The organism is Mitsuaria sp. GD03876, assembly GCF_029840635.1.
Lineage (GTDB): Bacteria > Pseudomonadota > Gammaproteobacteria > Burkholderiales > Burkholderiaceae_C > Roseateles.
Window position 1 is genome coordinate 21,405 of sequence record NZ_JAOCCU010000013.1, and the last position, 15,525, is coordinate 36,929.

Annotated in this window: 16 protein-coding genes; 8 read left to right on the forward strand and 8 right to left on the reverse strand. The window is 70.3% G+C overall.

From position 1 onward, the window contains the following. Positions 1-22: 22 nt before the first annotated feature. Complete coding sequence (locus tag N5D62_RS10230) at positions 23-592, reverse strand: SIS domain-containing protein (RefSeq protein WP_279757604.1); 570 nt, start codon at positions 590-592, stop codon at positions 23-25. 47 nt (positions 593-639) lie between these two features. Continuing rightward, the gene (locus N5D62_RS10235) at positions 640-1,047 is read right to left on the reverse strand and encodes a YraN family protein (protein WP_279757605.1); all 408 of its coding nucleotides are present in this window, start codon (positions 1,045-1,047) and stop codon (positions 640-642) included. Between N5D62_RS10235 and rsmI the strand changes: the two genes are divergently transcribed. Beyond that, positions 1,040-2,008 carry a 16S rRNA (cytidine(1402)-2'-O)-methyltransferase gene (rsmI, locus tag N5D62_RS10240; protein WP_279757606.1) on the forward strand — a complete coding sequence of 323 codons (969 nt, stop codon included), beginning with the start codon at positions 1,040-1,042 and terminating at the stop codon, positions 2,006-2,008. The two genes, N5D62_RS10235 and rsmI, sit on opposite strands and share 8 nt — an antisense overlap. A gap of 100 nt (positions 2,009-2,108) precedes the next feature. On the opposite strand, the gene N5D62_RS10245 is transcribed toward rsmI, so the two are convergent. Beyond that, positions 2,109-2,450, reverse strand: a complete 342-nt coding sequence (locus N5D62_RS10245; protein WP_279757607.1) for a hypothetical protein — start codon at positions 2,448-2,450, stop codon at positions 2,109-2,111. A gap of 202 nt (positions 2,451-2,652) precedes the next feature. Here N5D62_RS10245 and tldD point away from each other — a divergent pair, with 202 nt between their 5' ends. Beyond that, positions 2,653-4,116 carry a metalloprotease TldD gene (gene tldD / locus N5D62_RS10250; RefSeq protein WP_279757608.1) on the forward strand — a complete coding sequence of 488 codons (1,464 nt, stop codon included), beginning with the start codon at positions 2,653-2,655 and terminating at the stop codon, positions 4,114-4,116. A 345-nt stretch (positions 4,117-4,461) separates the two neighbouring features. After that, complete coding sequence (locus N5D62_RS10255; protein ID WP_279757609.1) at positions 4,462-5,613, forward strand: 3-deoxy-7-phosphoheptulonate synthase; 1,152 nt, start codon at positions 4,462-4,464, stop codon at positions 5,611-5,613. A gap of 212 nt (positions 5,614-5,825) precedes the next feature. On the opposite strand, the gene N5D62_RS10260 is transcribed toward N5D62_RS10255, so the two are convergent. Continuing rightward, the gene (locus tag N5D62_RS10260) at positions 5,826-6,665 is read right to left on the reverse strand and encodes a lectin (RefSeq protein ID WP_279757610.1); all 840 of its coding nucleotides are present in this window, start codon (positions 6,663-6,665) and stop codon (positions 5,826-5,828) included. Positions 6,666-6,721: 56 nt separating this feature from the next. Further along, positions 6,722-7,108 carry a hypothetical protein gene (locus N5D62_RS10265; protein ID WP_279757611.1) on the reverse strand — a complete coding sequence of 129 codons (387 nt, stop codon included), beginning with the start codon at positions 7,106-7,108 and terminating at the stop codon, positions 6,722-6,724. A gap of 346 nt (positions 7,109-7,454) precedes the next feature. Here N5D62_RS10265 and N5D62_RS10270 point away from each other — a divergent pair, with 346 nt between their 5' ends. Next, positions 7,455-8,273 carry a zinc-dependent peptidase gene (locus tag N5D62_RS10270; RefSeq protein WP_279757613.1) on the forward strand — a complete coding sequence of 273 codons (819 nt, stop codon included), beginning with the start codon at positions 7,455-7,457 and terminating at the stop codon, positions 8,271-8,273. Between the two features lie 10 nt (positions 8,274-8,283). Here the strand turns inward: N5D62_RS10270 and N5D62_RS10275 are convergent, their stop codons facing one another. Further along, positions 8,284-8,838 carry a protein phosphatase CheZ gene (locus N5D62_RS10275; RefSeq protein WP_279757614.1) on the reverse strand — a complete coding sequence of 185 codons (555 nt, stop codon included), beginning with the start codon at positions 8,836-8,838 and terminating at the stop codon, positions 8,284-8,286. A 291-nt stretch (positions 8,839-9,129) separates the two neighbouring features. Between N5D62_RS10275 and N5D62_RS10280 the strand changes: the two genes are divergently transcribed. Further along, positions 9,130-9,576 carry a hypothetical protein gene (locus N5D62_RS10280; RefSeq protein ID WP_279757616.1) on the forward strand — a complete coding sequence of 149 codons (447 nt, stop codon included), beginning with the start codon at positions 9,130-9,132 and terminating at the stop codon, positions 9,574-9,576. Here the strand turns inward: N5D62_RS10280 and N5D62_RS10285 are convergent, their stop codons facing one another. Both N5D62_RS10285 and N5D62_RS10290 read right to left on the reverse strand, forming a co-directional pair. Next, positions 9,577-10,269, reverse strand: coding sequence for a CBS domain-containing protein (locus N5D62_RS10285; RefSeq protein ID WP_279757617.1), 693 nt, complete (start codon positions 10,267-10,269; stop codon positions 9,577-9,579). 97 nt (positions 10,270-10,366) lie between these two features. Continuing rightward, a complete protein-coding gene (locus tag N5D62_RS10290) occupies positions 10,367-10,837 on the reverse strand; it encodes an Lrp/AsnC family transcriptional regulator (RefSeq protein WP_279757618.1) in 471 nt (156 codons plus the stop codon). A gap of 162 nt (positions 10,838-10,999) precedes the next feature. Here N5D62_RS10290 and N5D62_RS10295 point away from each other — a divergent pair, with 162 nt between their 5' ends. The 3 genes from N5D62_RS10295 (at position 11,000) to N5D62_RS10305 (ending at position 15,482) form a co-directional block, all read left to right on the forward strand. Continuing rightward, the gene (locus N5D62_RS10295; protein ID WP_279757619.1) at positions 11,000-14,596 is read left to right on the forward strand and encodes an indolepyruvate ferredoxin oxidoreductase family protein; all 3,597 of its coding nucleotides are present in this window, start codon (positions 11,000-11,002) and stop codon (positions 14,594-14,596) included. A gap of 171 nt (positions 14,597-14,767) precedes the next feature. Further along, positions 14,768-15,121, forward strand: coding sequence for a hypothetical protein (locus N5D62_RS10300; protein WP_279757620.1), 354 nt, complete (start codon positions 14,768-14,770; stop codon positions 15,119-15,121). Continuing rightward, a complete protein-coding gene (locus N5D62_RS10305; protein ID WP_279757621.1) occupies positions 15,108-15,482 on the forward strand; it encodes a DUF2442 domain-containing protein in 375 nt (124 codons plus the stop codon). Before N5D62_RS10300 ends, N5D62_RS10305 begins: the two co-directional genes overlap by 14 nt. Positions 15,483-15,525: the final 43 nt, after the last annotated feature.

A 15,525-nucleotide genomic window follows, 5' to 3' on the forward strand; every position in this document is an offset into this window, starting at 1 on the left:
GTCCTTCAAGGCGTGAAGAGGGTCATTCGCTGGCGCCGAGCAGCTGCAGGTCGATCGCGTCGCCGAGGCAGTGCGACAGCAGCCGGTGCGCCTCCGCCACCCGCGCGAAGCGGCTGTGCGGCACGCGCAGCTGCACGTCGGTGTCCAGCAACGTGCCGCGCCAGTCGTCGTCCTGGGTGCCGCTGAGCACGATCACGCTCATTTCCTGCGCGTGCGCCACCTGTAGCAGCGCGGCGGCGGCGCCGCTGGCCTGCGCCTCGAACAGCAGCAGCAGGTCGCCGGGGTGGCCGAAGGTCTGGATCTGGCGCATCAGCGCCGAGGCCGGATCGGCGTACCCCTGCGCCTGCGCGTCCAGCGCGATGGCGGCCAGGCCGGGACGTTCCTGCTCGAAGCGGCCGGACAGCAGCGAGGCCATGTAGGTCGCGTCCGCGGCCGAGGGGCCGAGCCCCGCGGCCAGCACGCGGCCGCCGGCCGTCAGCGCGTCCACCATCATCTGCGCCGCGACCGCCAGCGGGCGCGACAGGCCCTCGGCGACCTGGTACAGCAGGTCCGCGCTTTCGAAGAATTGTTGTTGTATGCGTTGTTCCAACATGAGCGCGGATGATAAAGGTTGAAGACCGCGCTCCGGGGCCGCCGCCCTCACCGTTCCTGAGGCACGTCGAACGCGCCGCGCAGCCACTCGATGCGGTCGCCGTCGATGGCGACGACGTCGAAGCGGCACGGCGGCAGCGCCGGCAACGTCCGCAGGAAACATTCCGCCGCGAAGATCACCTTGCGTTGCTTGGCCGGCGACACGCTCGCCGCCGCGCCGCCATGCGCGTCGCGCTCGCGAGCGCGGACCTCGACGAACACCAGCGTGCCGTCGCGCTCGCGCAGGATCAGGTCGACCTCGCCGCCGCGCGCGGACGGTCCGCGCGCCACCCGATAATTGCGCGCCACCAGCCGCAGCCCCTGGCGCCTCAGGTAGTCCAGCGCGCGCTGTTCGGCACTGGCGCCGCGCGCCTGCGCCTGCGCGCCGTCCCGTCCGATGGAGAGCTTCTTGAACATTCCGACGTCCCCGTCCGCCTCGCTGATCGCCGCCGCCTCGGCCGCGGCCGGGCATCAGCAATATCCCGGCGGCACGCTCTACGTCGTCGCGACCCCGATCGGCAACCTCGCCGACCTGAGCCTGCGGGCGATCCACCTGCTCGGCCTGGTCGACGCGGTCGCCTGCGAGGACACGCGCGTCAGCGCTCAGTTGCTGCGCTGGCTCGGGTTGCACAAGCCGCTGGTGGCGCTGCACCAGCACAACGAGCAGCAGGCCGCCGAGGGCCTCGTCGCCCGATTGCTGAACGGCGAGCGCATCGCCTACGTCAGCGACGCCGGCACGCCGGCGATCTCCGACCCGGGCGCGGTGCTGGTCGCCGCGGCGGCCAAGGCCGGCGTGCGCGTCGTGCCGCTGCCCGGCGCCAGCAGCGCGGCCGCGGCGCTCAGCGTCGCCGGCGACGCGCGGGCGCAGGGCTTCCGCTTCGTCGGTTTCCTGCCGACCAAGGCGGCGGAGCGCCGCGCGACGCTGCAGGCGCTCACCGGCGCGCCCTACAGCCAGGTGCTGTTCGAGGCGCCGCATCGCATCCAGGAACTGATCGCGCTGCTGGCCGAGCTCGCGCCCGACCAGACGCTGACCGTCTGCCGCGAGGTCACGAAGCAGTTCGAGACGATCCACACCGCGCCCTGCGCGACGCTGCCCGCGTGGATGGCCGAGGACAAGCAGCGCGAACGCGGCGAGTTCGTGCTCGTGCTGCACGCGGCGCCGGCGCCGTCGGACGCGGGCGGGCTGCCCGAGGACGCGCTGCGCACGCTGCGCGTGCTCGTGCGCGACCTGCCGCTGAAGCAGGCGGCGGCGCTGGCGGCCGAGCTGACGGGCGAATCCCGCAAGGCGCTGTATCAGCAGGCGCTGGACTGGAAGCAGGCGGCGTCCGACGACGACACCGAAGCCGCCGAAGCCGCCGAAGACGACGAGGATCGCTGACCATGGGCCTCCTTCGGTCCCTCGCTCCGGGGCGTTCCTCCCCCAAATGAAGAACGCCCCGAGGGGCGTTCGTTCATTGCAGGAGAACGGGGGAACGAGGTCAGTTGCCGGCGGTGCGCTTGTTGTGCTTCGCGCGGCGGATGTCGGCGCTGGCGACGTCCTGCTTGCGTTGCAGCTGGCGGCGCTCCTTGGCGGTGACCACGCCGTCGGACTTGGCCTTCGCCTCGGCGTTGTCGACGCGGGCCTGCTCCTTCTCGAGGTGCTGGGTTTCCTTGGCGGTCAGTTGACCCGAGGCGGCGCCGTTGGCGATGCGCTGCTGCTGGTTGGCCTCGCGCTGGTCGACGCGCGGCGTCTGCGGCGCGGCGGGCGCGGTGGTCTGGGCGAACGCCGAGGCGGCGATCAGGCTGGACACGAGGGCGATCGACAGGGACAGGCGTTTCATCGAGGTGCTCCTTCGGAGGGTGGTGGGCGCGGCGTCGCCGCCGCTGGGGATGTCAACGACCGCCGACCGCGCCACGGCGACCGGTTCCAGTAAAGAACAGTGAACCGATTGCTACCGGCGGTCACCGGTCGCGGCGACGGGTGGCGCCCGGGCGGTCCCCCTCCCGGGCCCAGGGTCGCGGGGCCCTGCCTACAATCGCCCGATGATTTCGCGCGAACCCACCCTCGCCCGCCTGGTCACCGCCCGTGCCCAGCTGCTCGAACCCTTCGGCCTGACCGACGCGTCGCTGTCGCAGGCGTTGCGGCTGATCACCGAGCACCGCGTCGACGACGCCGACCTCTACTTCCAGACCACCCGCGCGGAGGGCTGGAGCCTGGAGGAAGGCATCGTCAAGAGCGGCAGCTTCTCGATCGACCAGGGCGTGGGCGTGCGCGCCGTCGCCGGCGAGAAGACGGCGTTCGCGTATTCCGACGACATCTCCGAGGCCGCGCTGCTCGACGCCGCCCGCACCGTGCGCGCGATCGCGTCGGCCGGGCAGAGCAAGCGCGTGAAGGTGCCGGCCGAGCCGGTGGTGTCCGCGAGCCGGGCCCTGTACGGCGAGGCCGATCCGATCGCGAGCCTGGACAGCACGCAGAAGGTGGCGCTGCTGGAGCGCACCGAGCGGCTGGCCCGCGCCAAGGATCCGCGCGTGGTGCAGGTGATGGCCGGCCTGGCCGCCGAGCACGAGGTGGTGCTGATCGCGCGCGCCGACGGCACGCTGGCGGCGGACGTGCGGCCGCTGGTGCGCTTGTCCGTCACCGTCATCGCCGAGAGCAACGGCCGCCGCGAGGTGGGTTCCGGCGGCGGCGGCGGCCGCTTCGGGCTGGCGTACTTCACCGACGAGATGATCGCGTCCTACGTCGAGCAGGCGGTGGGCGCGGCGCTGACCAACCTCGAGTCGCGCCCGGCGCCGGCCGGCGAGATGACGGTGGTCCTCGGCCCGGGCTGGCCCGGCGTGCTGCTGCACGAGGCGGTCGGCCACGGCCTGGAGGGCGACTTCAACCGCAAGGGCTCGAGCACCTTCTCGGGCCGCATCGGCGAGCGTGTCGCCGCCAAGGGCGTGACGGTGCTGGACGACGGCACGATCCCGGACCGCCGCGGTTCGCTCAACGTCGACGACGAGGGCTGCGCGTCCCAGCGCAACGTGCTGATCGAGGACGGCATCCTCAAGGGCTACATCCAGGACGCGATGAACGCGCGGCTGATGAAGGTCGCGCCCACCGGCAACGGCCGGCGCGAGAGCTACGCCCACATGCCGATGCCGCGCATGACCAACACCTACATGCTGGGCGGCGACAAGGATCCGAAGGAGATCATCGCCAGCATCGACAAGGGCCTGTACGCGACCAACTTCGGCGGCGGCCAGGTCGACATCACGTCGGGCAAGTTCGTGTTCTCCGCGAGCGAGGCCTTCTGGGTCGAGAACGGCAAGATCCAGTACCCGGTCAAGGGCGCGACGATCATCGGCAACGGCCCGGACGCGCTCACGCGGGTCAGCATGATCGGCAACGACATGCAGCTCGACACCGGCGTCGGCGTGTGCGGCAAGGAAGGCCAGAGCGTGCCGGTGGGCGTCGGCCAGCCGACGCTGCGCATCGACGGCCTGACCGTCGGCGGCACGGCCTGACCGGCCGCGAGCCCCGGCATCCGCTGTTTTCGCGAAGGATGAGTTGCCCGATGTCGTCGATCCCGGCGTGCGGCTGTCACCCCTTCGCGCTTGACGCGGTGCAGCAAGCGCGTGCACCATTGGCCCTTATGCGTTCCGCACCGAAGTTTTACTTTGCCTATTTTTGGTTCTCGCACCGCCCCGGCGGAGGAGAGGCGAACGCATAAGCAGAGCGCCAAGAATCCTCAGAAAACCGCCGGGCCCACAGCCCGGCGGTTTTTTTTCGGCCGGGCGCCGGGAGAGCGGGGATTTGGGGAGTGCCGAGCGTCTCGACCTGCCGTCCCATACAACCTGAAAGCGTCATCCATGAATGCCAAGTCGACCAGTCCTTATCCCAGCGCGCAGCAGGCGGAGCGCTGGTATTCGCCGCAGGACAAGACCTCCCAGACCGACGACGAACGCATCCTGGACATCACGCCCTTGCCGCCTCCTGAACACCTCATCCGCTTCTTCCCGATCCGTGGCACGGCCATGGAGCAACTGGTCGTCGGCACGCGCCAGCGCATCCGCGACATCATGCAGCGCAAGGACGACCGGCTGCTGGTGATCATCGGGCCGTGCTCGATCCACGACCCGGCCGCGGCGCTGGAGTACGCCAAGCGCCTCACGCCGATGCGCGAGAAGCACGCCGACACGCTGGAGATCGTGATGCGCGTGTACTTCGAGAAGCCGCGCACGACGGTCGGTTGGAAGGGGCTGATCAACGACCCCTACCTGGACGAGAGCTACCGCATCGACGAGGGCCTGCGCATCGCGCGGCAGCTGCTGCTGGAGATCAACCGGCTGGGCATGCCGGCGGGGTCGGAGTTCCTGGACGTGATCTCGCCGCAGTACATCGGCGACCTGATCAGCTGGGGCGCGATCGGCGCGCGGACCACCGAGAGCCAGGTGCACCGCGAGCTGGCCTCGGGCCTGTCGGCGCCGATCGGTTTCAAGAACGGCACGGACGGCAACATCAAGATCGCGACGGACGCGATCCAGGCGGCGGCGCGGCCGCACCACTTCCTGTCGGTGCACAAGAACGGCCAGGTGGCGATCGTCGAGACCAAGGGCAACCGGGACTGCCACGTGATCCTGCGTGGCGGCAAGGCGCCGAACTACGACGCGCAGAGCGTCGCGGCGGCCTGCGCGGACCTGGAGGCGTCGAAGCTGGACACGCGGCTGATGGTGGATTGCTCGCATGCCAACAGCAGCAAGAAGCATGAGCGGCAGTTGGATGTCGCCAAGGACATCGCCGCGCAGATCCGTGGCGGCAGCACCAGCATCTTCGGCGTGATGGTCGAGAGCCACCTCAAGGGCGGCGCGCAGAAGTTCAGCCCCGGCAAGGACGACCCCGCGCAACTCGAGTACGGCAAGAGCATCACCGACGCCTGCCTAGCATGGGATGACTCGCTCGAGGTGCTCGATGTCCTGAGCGAAGCGGTGCGAGCCGCCCGCACGGAGACCGTCGACCGCTGAGCCCCCGCCCAACCGGCCGCCCGCGCCACGCCTCGGGCCTACCGCCCGAGCCCGCACCGCCACGCGCCCGCGGCCAAAACGGCATGCCGCGGTCCAGCAGCCTCGCGCATCGGCAGCCGGCGACGCCGGTGCCCCCCGGAGCGAATTCCGAGCGGCGAGGAGGAGATTGAGCGGAGGGGGGCACCGGCGTTGCCGGCTGCCGATTCCCCGGTCTACCAAGACCAGCGCTGGTTATCCCCCCCGTTGCATCGATACATGATGACCGCCGTCCCCGGCCGCGCCCGTCCGTTCTCGATGTCGAGGCATTTCCCGGTTTCGACGCTGCGGATTTCCCCACCCCGCGTTCGCCACCGCTGGTTCGAGCCCCCGTTGCAGTTGAACGCCATCACCCGCGCCCCATCGGAGGTATTGCGGTCGGCGACGTCGAGGCAGAGTCCGGAGACGCGGAGTTCTCCGTTGCGGTTCCATTCGAAGCGTTGGTTCCCGCCCCCATTGCAGTCGTAGACGATGAGGTTGCGTCCTGGCCGGGCGCCGCCTTCGATGTCGAGGCACAGGCCGCCTTTGCCGCGGATCTGGCGGCTGTTCCAGCCGGCGTCGCCTTGCCAGTCGTCGTCGCGGTCCCTGTCCTTGTCCTTGTCCTTGCTGCTGGCGATCAGGGCGATGCCGGCGATGACGGCGGCGGCCGCGACAGCGGCGCCGATGTTGCTGGAGTTATCGGAGCTGGAGGTGTTGCTGTCTCCACCGGACGAGTTGCCGGCCCCTGAGACGGTGATTTTGAAGCGTCCGCCGCAGCCGCCGTCGACCCAGACTTCCTTGTTGGTGAGGTCGAAGCCCCAGGTGCGGCCGAAGCGGCATCCGCCGGCGGTTTGCTGGACGAGTTCGACCTCGGTGGTGCCGTCGGGCAGGCGGGCGCTCTGGTAGCCGCCGCGCGAGGTCAGGTCGATGGTTTGTTCGGCGGCGCGTGCCGGCGGGCCGCCGAGCGTGATGGCCGCGGCGACGGGCGCCGCGACGAGGCGGCGCATCCAGCGTGCGCGCTGGTTCTGCGTGGTCATGGTGGTTCCTCCCGGTGCGCGCCGGACGCGCGCGAGTGCGGGGGATGCTAGGCGGCTCAGGCGGTGACGTCCAGCGCGCGCGGGGTGCCGCCGGCGCGGTCGACGTGGCTCGACAGCAGCGGGCCGAGCGACACGTTCACCTTCAGGTCGGGGAAGCTGGCGGCGGTGTAGGTGCCGTGGGAGTAGGCCGGGGTCTCGATGCGGCTGACCGGCGGCGCTTCCTGGCCGAGCGGATGGCGGCCGTAGGTGACGTCGGCGCTGTCGCGGGCGCGCATTTCCTTCAGCGGCCCTTCCGTCCCGATGAACGGGGACAGCTTGAGCACCACCGACGGCGGCGGGCCGTCGAGCATCTCTTGCTGGACCTTGGCGCGGTACTGCTGCAGCGGACTGACGTCGAATGGCGAGGTCCGTAGCGACGTCGCCTGCACTTGCGAAAACTTCAAATCGCCCTGACGGCGACCCTGCGCGCTGGCCGGTCGCCGCCCTCCCTCGTGACTCGTGTGTTGGTATCAGGCGACCGTCGCGCGGTGGCGCTGAAATCAGCGCTCAAGTCCGGGTCGACCCAGGCCGAAATTGTCCGGTCCCGGGAAGGCGGAGCGGCCGGCGGCGGGCCCCGTCCGGACGTCAATCGCCCCGGCGCGCGGGGGGCGTCGCGTGCGCGCCGCAGTCCTGTTCGAACGTCGGTCGAATCCCTCGTTCGAACGCAAGACCTGACCCGCCCTTGAAAAGATCGGCGGGCGCGCGCATCTTGGGAGTTCCGCAGCGAAACGCCTTCGCGCCCCGCTCCCGATGACCCTGCTGTTGCTTGCGGCGATCGCCGCGCTGATCTGCACCTGGCTGCTGAGCCAGCCCTGGCGGCAGGCGCGCCGCCGTGCCGCGCTGCGGGCCAAGGCCTTTCCCGCCACGTGGCGCGCGATCCTGCGCCGCAACGTGCCGCAGGTCGCGGCCCTGCCGGCGGACCTGCAGCTGCGGCTCAAGCGCCAGATGCAGGTCTTCCTCGCCGAGAAGACCTTCATCGGCTGCGCCGGCCAGGTCATCACGGACGAGGTTCGCGTGACCATCGCCGCGCTCGCCTCGCTGCCGCTGCTGGGCCGCTCCCGCGGCTACTACCCGAAGCTGCACACGGTGCTCGTCTATCCCGGCGCCTTCGTCGTCGACCGCGTCCGGCACCAGGGCCCGCTGCAGATGCAGCAGCGCCAGGTGCTCAGCGGCGAATCCTGGGGCGAGGGCCAGGTCGTGCTGTCCTGGGACGACGTGCAGCGCGACGCCGCGCAGCCGGCGCTGGGCCACAACGTGGCGGTGCATGAATTCGCGCATCAGCTCGACCAGGTCAAGGGCATCGCCAACGGCGCGCCCTGGCTGGGCAACCGGGCGCGGCAGGCGCGCTGGGCGGTGGTGATGCAGCAGAGCTTCAACCTGCTGCGCGCGCGGCTCGACGCGGGCGAGCCCGATCCGTTGGGCGACTACGCGGCCACCGAACCGGCGGAGTTCTTCGCCGTGGCGAGCGAGCGTTTCTTCGGCCAGCCCTGGGCGCTGGCGCAGGCGCATCCGGCGCTGTACGCCGAGCTGAGACGGTTCTACGAAGTGGATCCGATGCTCTGGTCCTGACGGACCGGGCTCAGAAGCCCATCTCGGCCAGCAGCGCGTCGACGTCGTCCTGCTGCAGCGCCTTGTCCGGCGTCTGCACGCCGGCGAGCTGTTCCTGCTCCGCGGCGACGACGGCCGGCGCGGCCTCGTGCGAGGCCAGCAGCTGTTGCAGCGGCTCCTGCGCGGGACGCAGCATGCCCAGCACCTTGTTGATCACCTGGCCGGACAGGTCCTGGAAGTCCTGGGCCATCATGATCTCGGTCTGCAGGCCCTTGACCCGGTCGGCGAAGCCGGCGGCGCCGGCCGCGTAGGCCGCGCACAGCCGCATCATGGCGCGGGCCCGCTCGATGCTCAGGTCCGGCGCGGCGGCCAGCCGCTGCAGCGATTCCGACAGCTCCTTGCCCTGGCGGCCCACCGCGTCCGCGTCCTCCTGGGCCGACTCCACGATGCCCAGCACCTTGCTGGCCGCCTGGTCCGTCATGCGCTTGACGTAGTCCAGGCGCTCGCAGGCGTCCGGCAGTTCCTGCGACAGCTTGTGCAAGGCCTGGTGTTCGGCGGGCGTGAGAGGGGTATCGGTCTGGGACATGGTGGGCAGGCTCGCGAAGGTGGACGCAGTCGGCGTGTGGATTCGCGCGAATTCGTGCGCTATGCGCCACGTCTCTCGGGCGCTGGACGGTGCTCTGTCGGCGCCGTTCAAGGGTGCGGAAATCTTAGTTCTGCAACCGCTGTAACCAACGGAAAGGGAGGCCGTCACCCGTGCATTTTTGGTGGGGATTTCTGCATTTAAGTCATCCAATCACCGGGTCGCCTGTAGCCTTCATCCCGTCCGTCCGCGGCACGTCCTCGGTGTTTGTCACAAGCTGAGCGATCCGTCCCCATGAACATGGCCACCACCCGCCCCTCGCCCGGTCTCAATCGCGCCACCGCGCGGTCTGGCTCCTCCGCCACGTCGCGCGGCGCCTCCAGCGCCTCTCGCGACGAGGACCGGAGCTTCGCCGCCGCCCCGCGGGCGCAGACGGCCGCGCCGCCATCGGCGTTGCGCGATGTCAGCGACATCATGGTCGGCGTGGCGCTGATGCTCGGCGTGCTGTTCGCGCTGCTGATGCTGACGCTCTACACCCGCGATTCGATGGCGGTCGGCAAGGCGCTGTCGGACCAGGGGCAGAACCGCAGTTCCCTGATCTGCAAGGACGGCAAGATCGCCCGCGGCGACGGCTCGTTGCCCGATCGGATCATGGAAGACGGCGTCTTCGTCTGCACCGACTGGCGCACCCTGCAGGCCGTCGAGCAGGAAGAGTCCGAGCGCGGGATGCGCAAGTACTGATCAGGACCAGAGGTCCAGCGGCGGCTCGTGCGTCATGCCGCGCAGCAGGTCGCTGCGCGAGAGGAAACCGATCGGGTGGCCGTTGTCGTCGCCCACCGGCAGCCCCGGCAGGCCCAGGTCGAGCATCAACTGCGCCGCCTCGCGCAAGGGCGTGTCCGATTGCGCCACCGGCACCGGCGTCCACATCACCTCATCCACCGGCGCGGCCAAGCGGCGCGCGATCAGCATCATCTCGGGCACCTCGTCGAGGTCGTCCGCCAGACCGCGGGTCAGGTCGCCGCGCGACACCAGGCCGCGGACCTCGCCCATCGGGCCCAGCACCGGCGCCTGCGCCACGCCGGCGCGCGACATCATCCGCATCGCCTGCCGCAGCGGCGCGCCCGACATCACGCTGATCAGCTTGCGGCTCATCAGCTGATGCACCTGCGTCAGCGGCTGGCGCGTCGTGTCGCCGGCGTAGGCGGCCAGCGCTTCATGCGCGACGTAGGCGGAAGGCCCCGTCATCGGGCCGCCGCCGCCCGCGCCGCCCTGCGTCACGCCGGCCAGCACCACCGACGAGGGCGTCAGGTCCCCCTGGCGGGCGATGGGCGCGATCGCGCGCGTGCGCGCCACCGCCTGGACCGGGGCGAGGTCTCGGACCTGCTCCAGGCCCCCGGTCAGGATCTTTCCGGACGTGCCGTAGACGGAGAACATGATTCAAAGGATGTCACGAGCAAAGGCCGATGCCCATTGAGGAGAACGAGCACGGCGTCAGGGAACGGCACAGGGGCGCGGTGTCCTGGCGCGGCGTTCATGGGACCGGATACGCGGTCTCGTACTTCACCTCGCGCAGCACGACGTTGCTGCGCACGCTCGCCACGCCCGGCACCTTGAACACCTTGTTCTGCAGGAACTGGTCATAGGCCTTCATGTCCGGCGCGACGATCTTCAGGACGTAGTCCGCCTCGCCGGTGATCGCCTGGCATTCGACGATCTCCGGGCTGCCGGCGGCCATCGCCTCGAACGCGTCCACCGCCCCTTCGGTGTGCCTCACCAGGCTCACGTTGGCCAGCACGCAGATCGACAAGCCCAGTTGCTCCCGATCCACCAGCGCCACGTGGCGCCGGATCACGCCGCGTTCCTCCAGCTCCTTCACCCGGCGCCACACCGGCGTCGCCGACAGGCCCACCCGCTCGGCGAGCTGCTGCGTGCTCTGGCGCGCGTCGGCCTGCAGCGCCTCCAGGATCAGGCGCGTCGCGCGGTCGAAACGTTCATTCTCCATATCGTCCTCATTTGAGAATGGATCTATCGATCTTTGCTATCGATCGAGCGAACGAAGCAAGAAACTGCGCATTGTCTCGGAAAGAATCCCTCCATTCATCATTCCTAGAACCCGAGCCGACCGGCGGCGTCCGGCCGGCTCGTCCCGTTGGGGAGACAAGCCATGACCGAAGCCAGTCTTGCCGTCGCGCCGGCGCTGCGCCCGTACCAGCTGTCCGACAACCTGGCCGCGAGCGCCGGCCAGGTGTTCCTGACCGGCACGCAGGCCCTGGTGCGCCTGCTGCTGATGCAGAAGGCGCTGGACGAGCGCCAGGGCCTGAAGACCGCCGGCTTCGTCAGCGGTTACCGCGGCAGCCCGTTGGGCATGGTCGACCAGCAGCTGTGGAAGGCGAAGAAGTTCCTCGACAAGGCGGCGGTCAACTTCCTGCCCGCGATCAACGAGGACCTCGCCGCCACCGCCTGCCTGGGCGTGCAGCGCGTGGCGCTCGATCCGAAGCGCACCGTCGATGGCGTCTTCGCGATGTGGTACGGCAAGGGCCCGGGCGTGGACCGCTCCGGCGACGCGCTCAAGCACGGCAACGTCTACGGCACCGCGAAACAGGGCGGCGTGCTCGTCGTCTGCGGCGACGACCACGGCTGCGTCTCCTCGTCGACGCCGCACCAGAGCGATCTCGCGCTGCAGGCCTGGTCGATGCCGCTGGTGCATCCGGGCAATGTCGCCGAGTACCTCGAGTTCGGCCTCTACGGCTGGGCGCTCTCGCGCTTCTCGGGCGCGTGGGTCGGTTTCAAGGCGATCTCCGAGGTCGTCGAGTCGGGCATGACCGTCGACCTCGACGCGGTGCCGCTGGACTTCGAGCTGCCGGTCGACCACACGCCGCCGACGAATCTCCACATCCGTTCCGTCGACCTGCCGTCGCTGGAGCTGGAGTCGCGCCTGGCGCACAAGATCGATGCCGTGCTGGCCTTCGCCAAGGTCAACTCCATCGACAAGCACATCGTGGTGAGCCCGCGCGCGACGCTGGGCATCGTCACCGTCGGCAAGGCGCATTACGACTTCATGGAAGTCCTGCGCCGCCTGGACCTCGACCCCAACGCGCTGGCCGCGGCGGGCGTGCGGCTCTACAAGGTCGGCCTGGTCTATCCGCTGGAGCCGACGCGCATCCGCGAATTCGCGCAGGGCCTGACCGACATGCTGGTCATCGAGGAGAAGGCCCCGGTCGTCGAGCGCCAGATCAAGGAACTGCTCTATCACCTGCCCGACGCGCAACGTCCGCGCGTCGTCGGCAAGACCGACGAGCACGGCGGCGCGGTGCTGAGCGCGCTCGGCGAGCTGCGGCCGTCGCGCATCATGCCGACCGTCGCGGACTGGCTCGCGCGGCTGAACCCGGCGCTGGACCGCCGCCACCTGGTCGTCGACTTCCTGACGCCCTGCCTGCTGTCCAACGATGCCGACGCGGTGCGCCGCCAGCCCTACTTCTGCTCGGGCTGCCCGCACAACACGTCCACCAAGCTGCCCGAGGGCTCGCGCGCGCTGGCCGGCATCGGCTGCCACTTCATGGCGAGCTGGATGGAGCGCGGCACCTCCGGCCTGATCCAGATGGGCGCCGAGGGCGTCGACTGGGCGGCGCATTCGCGCTTCACCACCGAGAAGCATGTCTTCCAGAACCTGGGCGACGGCACCTACTACCACTCGGGTTACCTGGCGATCCGGCAGGCCATCGCGGCCAAGGCCAACATCACCTACAAGATCCTCTACAACGACGCCGTCGCGATGACCGGCGGCCAGCCGGTGGACGGCCAGACCTCGGTCCCGCAGATCGCGCGCCAGGTCGAGGCCGAGGGCGTCAAGCGCCTGGTCGTCGTCTCCGACGAGATCGGCAAGTACGACGGCCATCACGGCCTCTTCCCGGCGGGCACGACCTTCCATGACCGGTCCGAGCTCGACGCGGTCCAGCGCGAGCTGCGCGAGATCGCCGGCGTCACCGTGCTGATCTACGACCAGACCTGCGCGGCCGAGAAGCGCCGCCGCCGCAAGAAGGGCGAGTTCCCCGACCCCAACAAGCGCATCTTCATCAACGAGTCCGTCTGCGAGGGCTGCGGCGACTGCGGCCAGGCGAGCAACTGCCTGTCGGTGGTGCCGGTGGAGACCGACTTCGGCCGCAAGCGCGCAATCGAGCAGAGCAGCTGCAACAAGGACTTCAGCTGCGTCAACGGCTTCTGCCCGAGCTTCGTCTCGGTGCACGGCGCCAAGCTCAAGAAGCGCGCGGGCGCGGCCTTCGGCCCGGCCGACCTGGCGCGCGAGATCGCCGCCATCCAGCCGCCGGCGACCTGGGCCTGGACGGGTCCGTTCGACATGCTGGTCACCGGCGTCGGCGGCACCGGCGTGGTGACGGTGGGCGCGCTGGTCACGATGGCCGCGCACCTGGAAGGCAAGCAGAGCTCGGTGCTGGACTTCATGGGCTTCGCGCAGAAGGGCGGCGCGGTGCTCTCCTTCGTCCGCGTCGCGCCGACGCAGGACCTGCTCAACCAGGTCCGCATCGACACGCAGCAGGCCGACGTGCTGCTGGCCTGCGACATGGTCGTGGGCGCCAGCGCCGACGCGCTGGCCACGGTCAAGGCCGGCCGCACCGTGATCCTGGCCAACACGCATGAGCTGCCCACGGCCGCCTTCGTCCGCAACCCCGACGCCAACCTGCAGGCCGACGCGTTGCTGGCCAAGATGCGCCACGCCGTGGGCGAGGGCAAGGACCTGCTCGCCAGCATCGACGCGCAGGACATCGCCCAGCGCCTGATGGGCGACACCATGCCCAGCAACATCGTCATGCTCGGCGCCTGCTGGCAGCGCGGGCTGGTGCCGGTGTCCTTCGAGGCGCTGATGCGCGCGATCGAGCTCAACGGCGTCGCGGTCGAGAACAACAAGACCGCCTTCGCGCTGGGCCGCCTGGCGATCGCCGCGCCCGAGGCGCTGCGCCGCCTGGCCGGCGAGCAGCCGGGGTCGGCGGTGCAGTGGTTCAACTTCGACCAGCTCGACGACAAGGACGGCCAGCCCGGCCTGGTCTCGCGCCGCAAGGCCTTCCTGGCCGACTACCAGGACGCGGCCTACGCGTCGCGCTACGAGGCGCTGGTGCAGCGCGTGCGCGCGGCCGAGACCGCGCTCGGCGACGCGGGCAAGGGCCTGCGCCTGACCAAGGCGGTCGCGCGCTACTACGCCAAGCTGCTGGCCATCAAGGACGAGTACGAGGTCGCGCGCCTGTACACCGACGGCAAGTTCGAGGCCGCGCTCAAGGCGCAGTTCGAGGACTGGGACCACCTGAGCTTCCACATGGCCCCGCCGCTGATCGCCAAGCCCGGCGCCGACGGCCGCGCGAAGAAGGTCGAGCTCGGCTCGTGGACCTTCATGGCGCTCAAGACGCTGGCGAAGTTCAAGGGCCTGCGCGGCGGCGCGCTCGACCTCTTCGGCAAGACCGAGGAACGCCGGATCGAACGCCAGCTGATCCGCGACTACGAGGCGCTCGTCGACGAGCTGCTGGCCGGCCTGGCCGGCGGCAAGGCCGACAAGCTCGACGTCGCGATCAAGCTCGCGCGCCTGCCCGAGGGCATCCGCGGCTACGGCCACGTGAAGCTGGCCAACGTCGTCACCGTGCGCGCGCAGTGGAAGGACCTGCTGGACCGCTTCCACGGCCGCGCGGTCGAGGCGCCCATCGCTGTCGTGCCGCTGACGAAGGCCCCCGAACGCGTGAAGGGCGTGGCCGAGCTCTGAGGCTCGCGGCATCGAACGCGCCGTCGCGGTGCCCGTCCCCGTCCTGAAGGGGGAACGCGGCGCCGGACGGCGCGTTTGTCTTCATCCGTCAAGGCGCGCCGCTCGCGGGCCGGGGAAGCTTCGAGGCCTGTGCCACTTCCCCACGCGGTCCTGTCCGGGACCGCGGCTGCCATGCCGACGATCCTGAGCTTCAACGGCCTGCGAGCGGTGATCTACCTGAACGACCACCGCCCCGGCCAGGTCCACGTGATGGGCCACGGCTGCGAGGCGCGCTTCGAGTTCCGCCCTCGCGGCCACGCGAGTTCCACGAGCCATGCGGGCCATGCGGGCCATGCGGGCCATGCGGGCCATGCGGGCCATGCGGGCCATGCGGGCCTCGATGGTGGCGCCGCCGGCGCGCTGACGCTGACGCTGATGGAGAACCACTTCTTCACCCACGCGCGGCTGAACCGCATCGCCGCGATCCTGGCGAGCCAGCTGCCGCGGCTCAGCGCCGACTGGAGGGTTCTCCATGGACGGCATTGACGATCCCGACGCCGCGCCGGTCCCGATCGACGCCGACACCTACGAGGCCGCCGAGCGCGCCGGCGCGTTGCAGCGCTCGCTGATGCCGGCGGCGGTCGCGGTGCGTTACGACGGCGTGACGGACCGGGTGCTGGTGATCCTGGACACCGGCGTCGAACTCGCCTTCGCGCCGTGGCTGGTGCAGGGGCTGGGCGGCGCCGAGGCCGGCGACCTCGCCGACGCGGTGATCTCCCCGTCCGGACTGGGTGTGTTCTTCCCCCGGCTCAACGCGGATGTCTACCTGCCGGGGCTGCTCGAAGGCGTGATGGGCACCAAGCGCTGGATGGCCGCGATGCGGCGCGCGCCGCCGCTACAACTGTGAAGTAGCGAAAAGGTCTCTGGACATCGCGGACGCGGCGGCGGCA

Bases quoted from the DNA above. Each gene is read 5' to 3' on its own strand.
- N5D62_RS10230 (WP_279757604.1), bottom strand. From the start codon at position 592: ATGTTGGAACAACGCATACAACAACAATTCTTCGAAAGCGCGGACCTG.
- N5D62_RS10235 (WP_279757605.1), bottom strand. From the start codon at position 1,047: ATGTTCAAGAAGCTCTCCATCGGACGGGACGGCGCGCAGGCGCAGGCG.
- N5D62_RS10245 (WP_279757607.1), bottom strand. From the start codon at position 2,450: ATGAAACGCCTGTCCCTGTCGATCGCCCTCGTGTCCAGCCTGATCGCC.
- tldD (WP_279757608.1), top strand. From the start codon at position 2,653: ATGATTTCGCGCGAACCCACCCTCGCCCGCCTGGTCACCGCCCGTGCC.
- N5D62_RS10255 (WP_279757609.1), top strand. From the start codon at position 4,462: ATGAATGCCAAGTCGACCAGTCCTTATCCCAGCGCGCAGCAGGCGGAG.
- N5D62_RS10260 (WP_279757610.1), bottom strand. From the start codon at position 6,665: ATGACCACGCAGAACCAGCGCGCACGCTGGATGCGCCGCCTCGTCGCG.
- N5D62_RS10270 (WP_279757613.1), top strand. From the start codon at position 7,455: ATGACCCTGCTGTTGCTTGCGGCGATCGCCGCGCTGATCTGCACCTGG.
- N5D62_RS10275 (WP_279757614.1), bottom strand. From the start codon at position 8,838: ATGTCCCAGACCGATACCCCTCTCACGCCCGCCGAACACCAGGCCTTG.
- N5D62_RS10280 (WP_279757616.1), top strand. From the start codon at position 9,130: ATGAACATGGCCACCACCCGCCCCTCGCCCGGTCTCAATCGCGCCACC.
- N5D62_RS10285 (WP_279757617.1), bottom strand. From the start codon at position 10,269: ATGTTCTCCGTCTACGGCACGTCCGGAAAGATCCTGACCGGGGGCCTG.
- N5D62_RS10290 (WP_279757618.1), bottom strand. From the start codon at position 10,837: ATGGAGAATGAACGTTTCGACCGCGCGACGCGCCTGATCCTGGAGGCG.
- N5D62_RS10295 (WP_279757619.1), top strand. From the start codon at position 11,000: ATGACCGAAGCCAGTCTTGCCGTCGCGCCGGCGCTGCGCCCGTACCAG.
- N5D62_RS10300 (WP_279757620.1), top strand. From the start codon at position 14,768: ATGCCGACGATCCTGAGCTTCAACGGCCTGCGAGCGGTGATCTACCTG.
- N5D62_RS10305 (WP_279757621.1), top strand. From the start codon at position 15,108: ATGGACGGCATTGACGATCCCGACGCCGCGCCGGTCCCGATCGACGCC.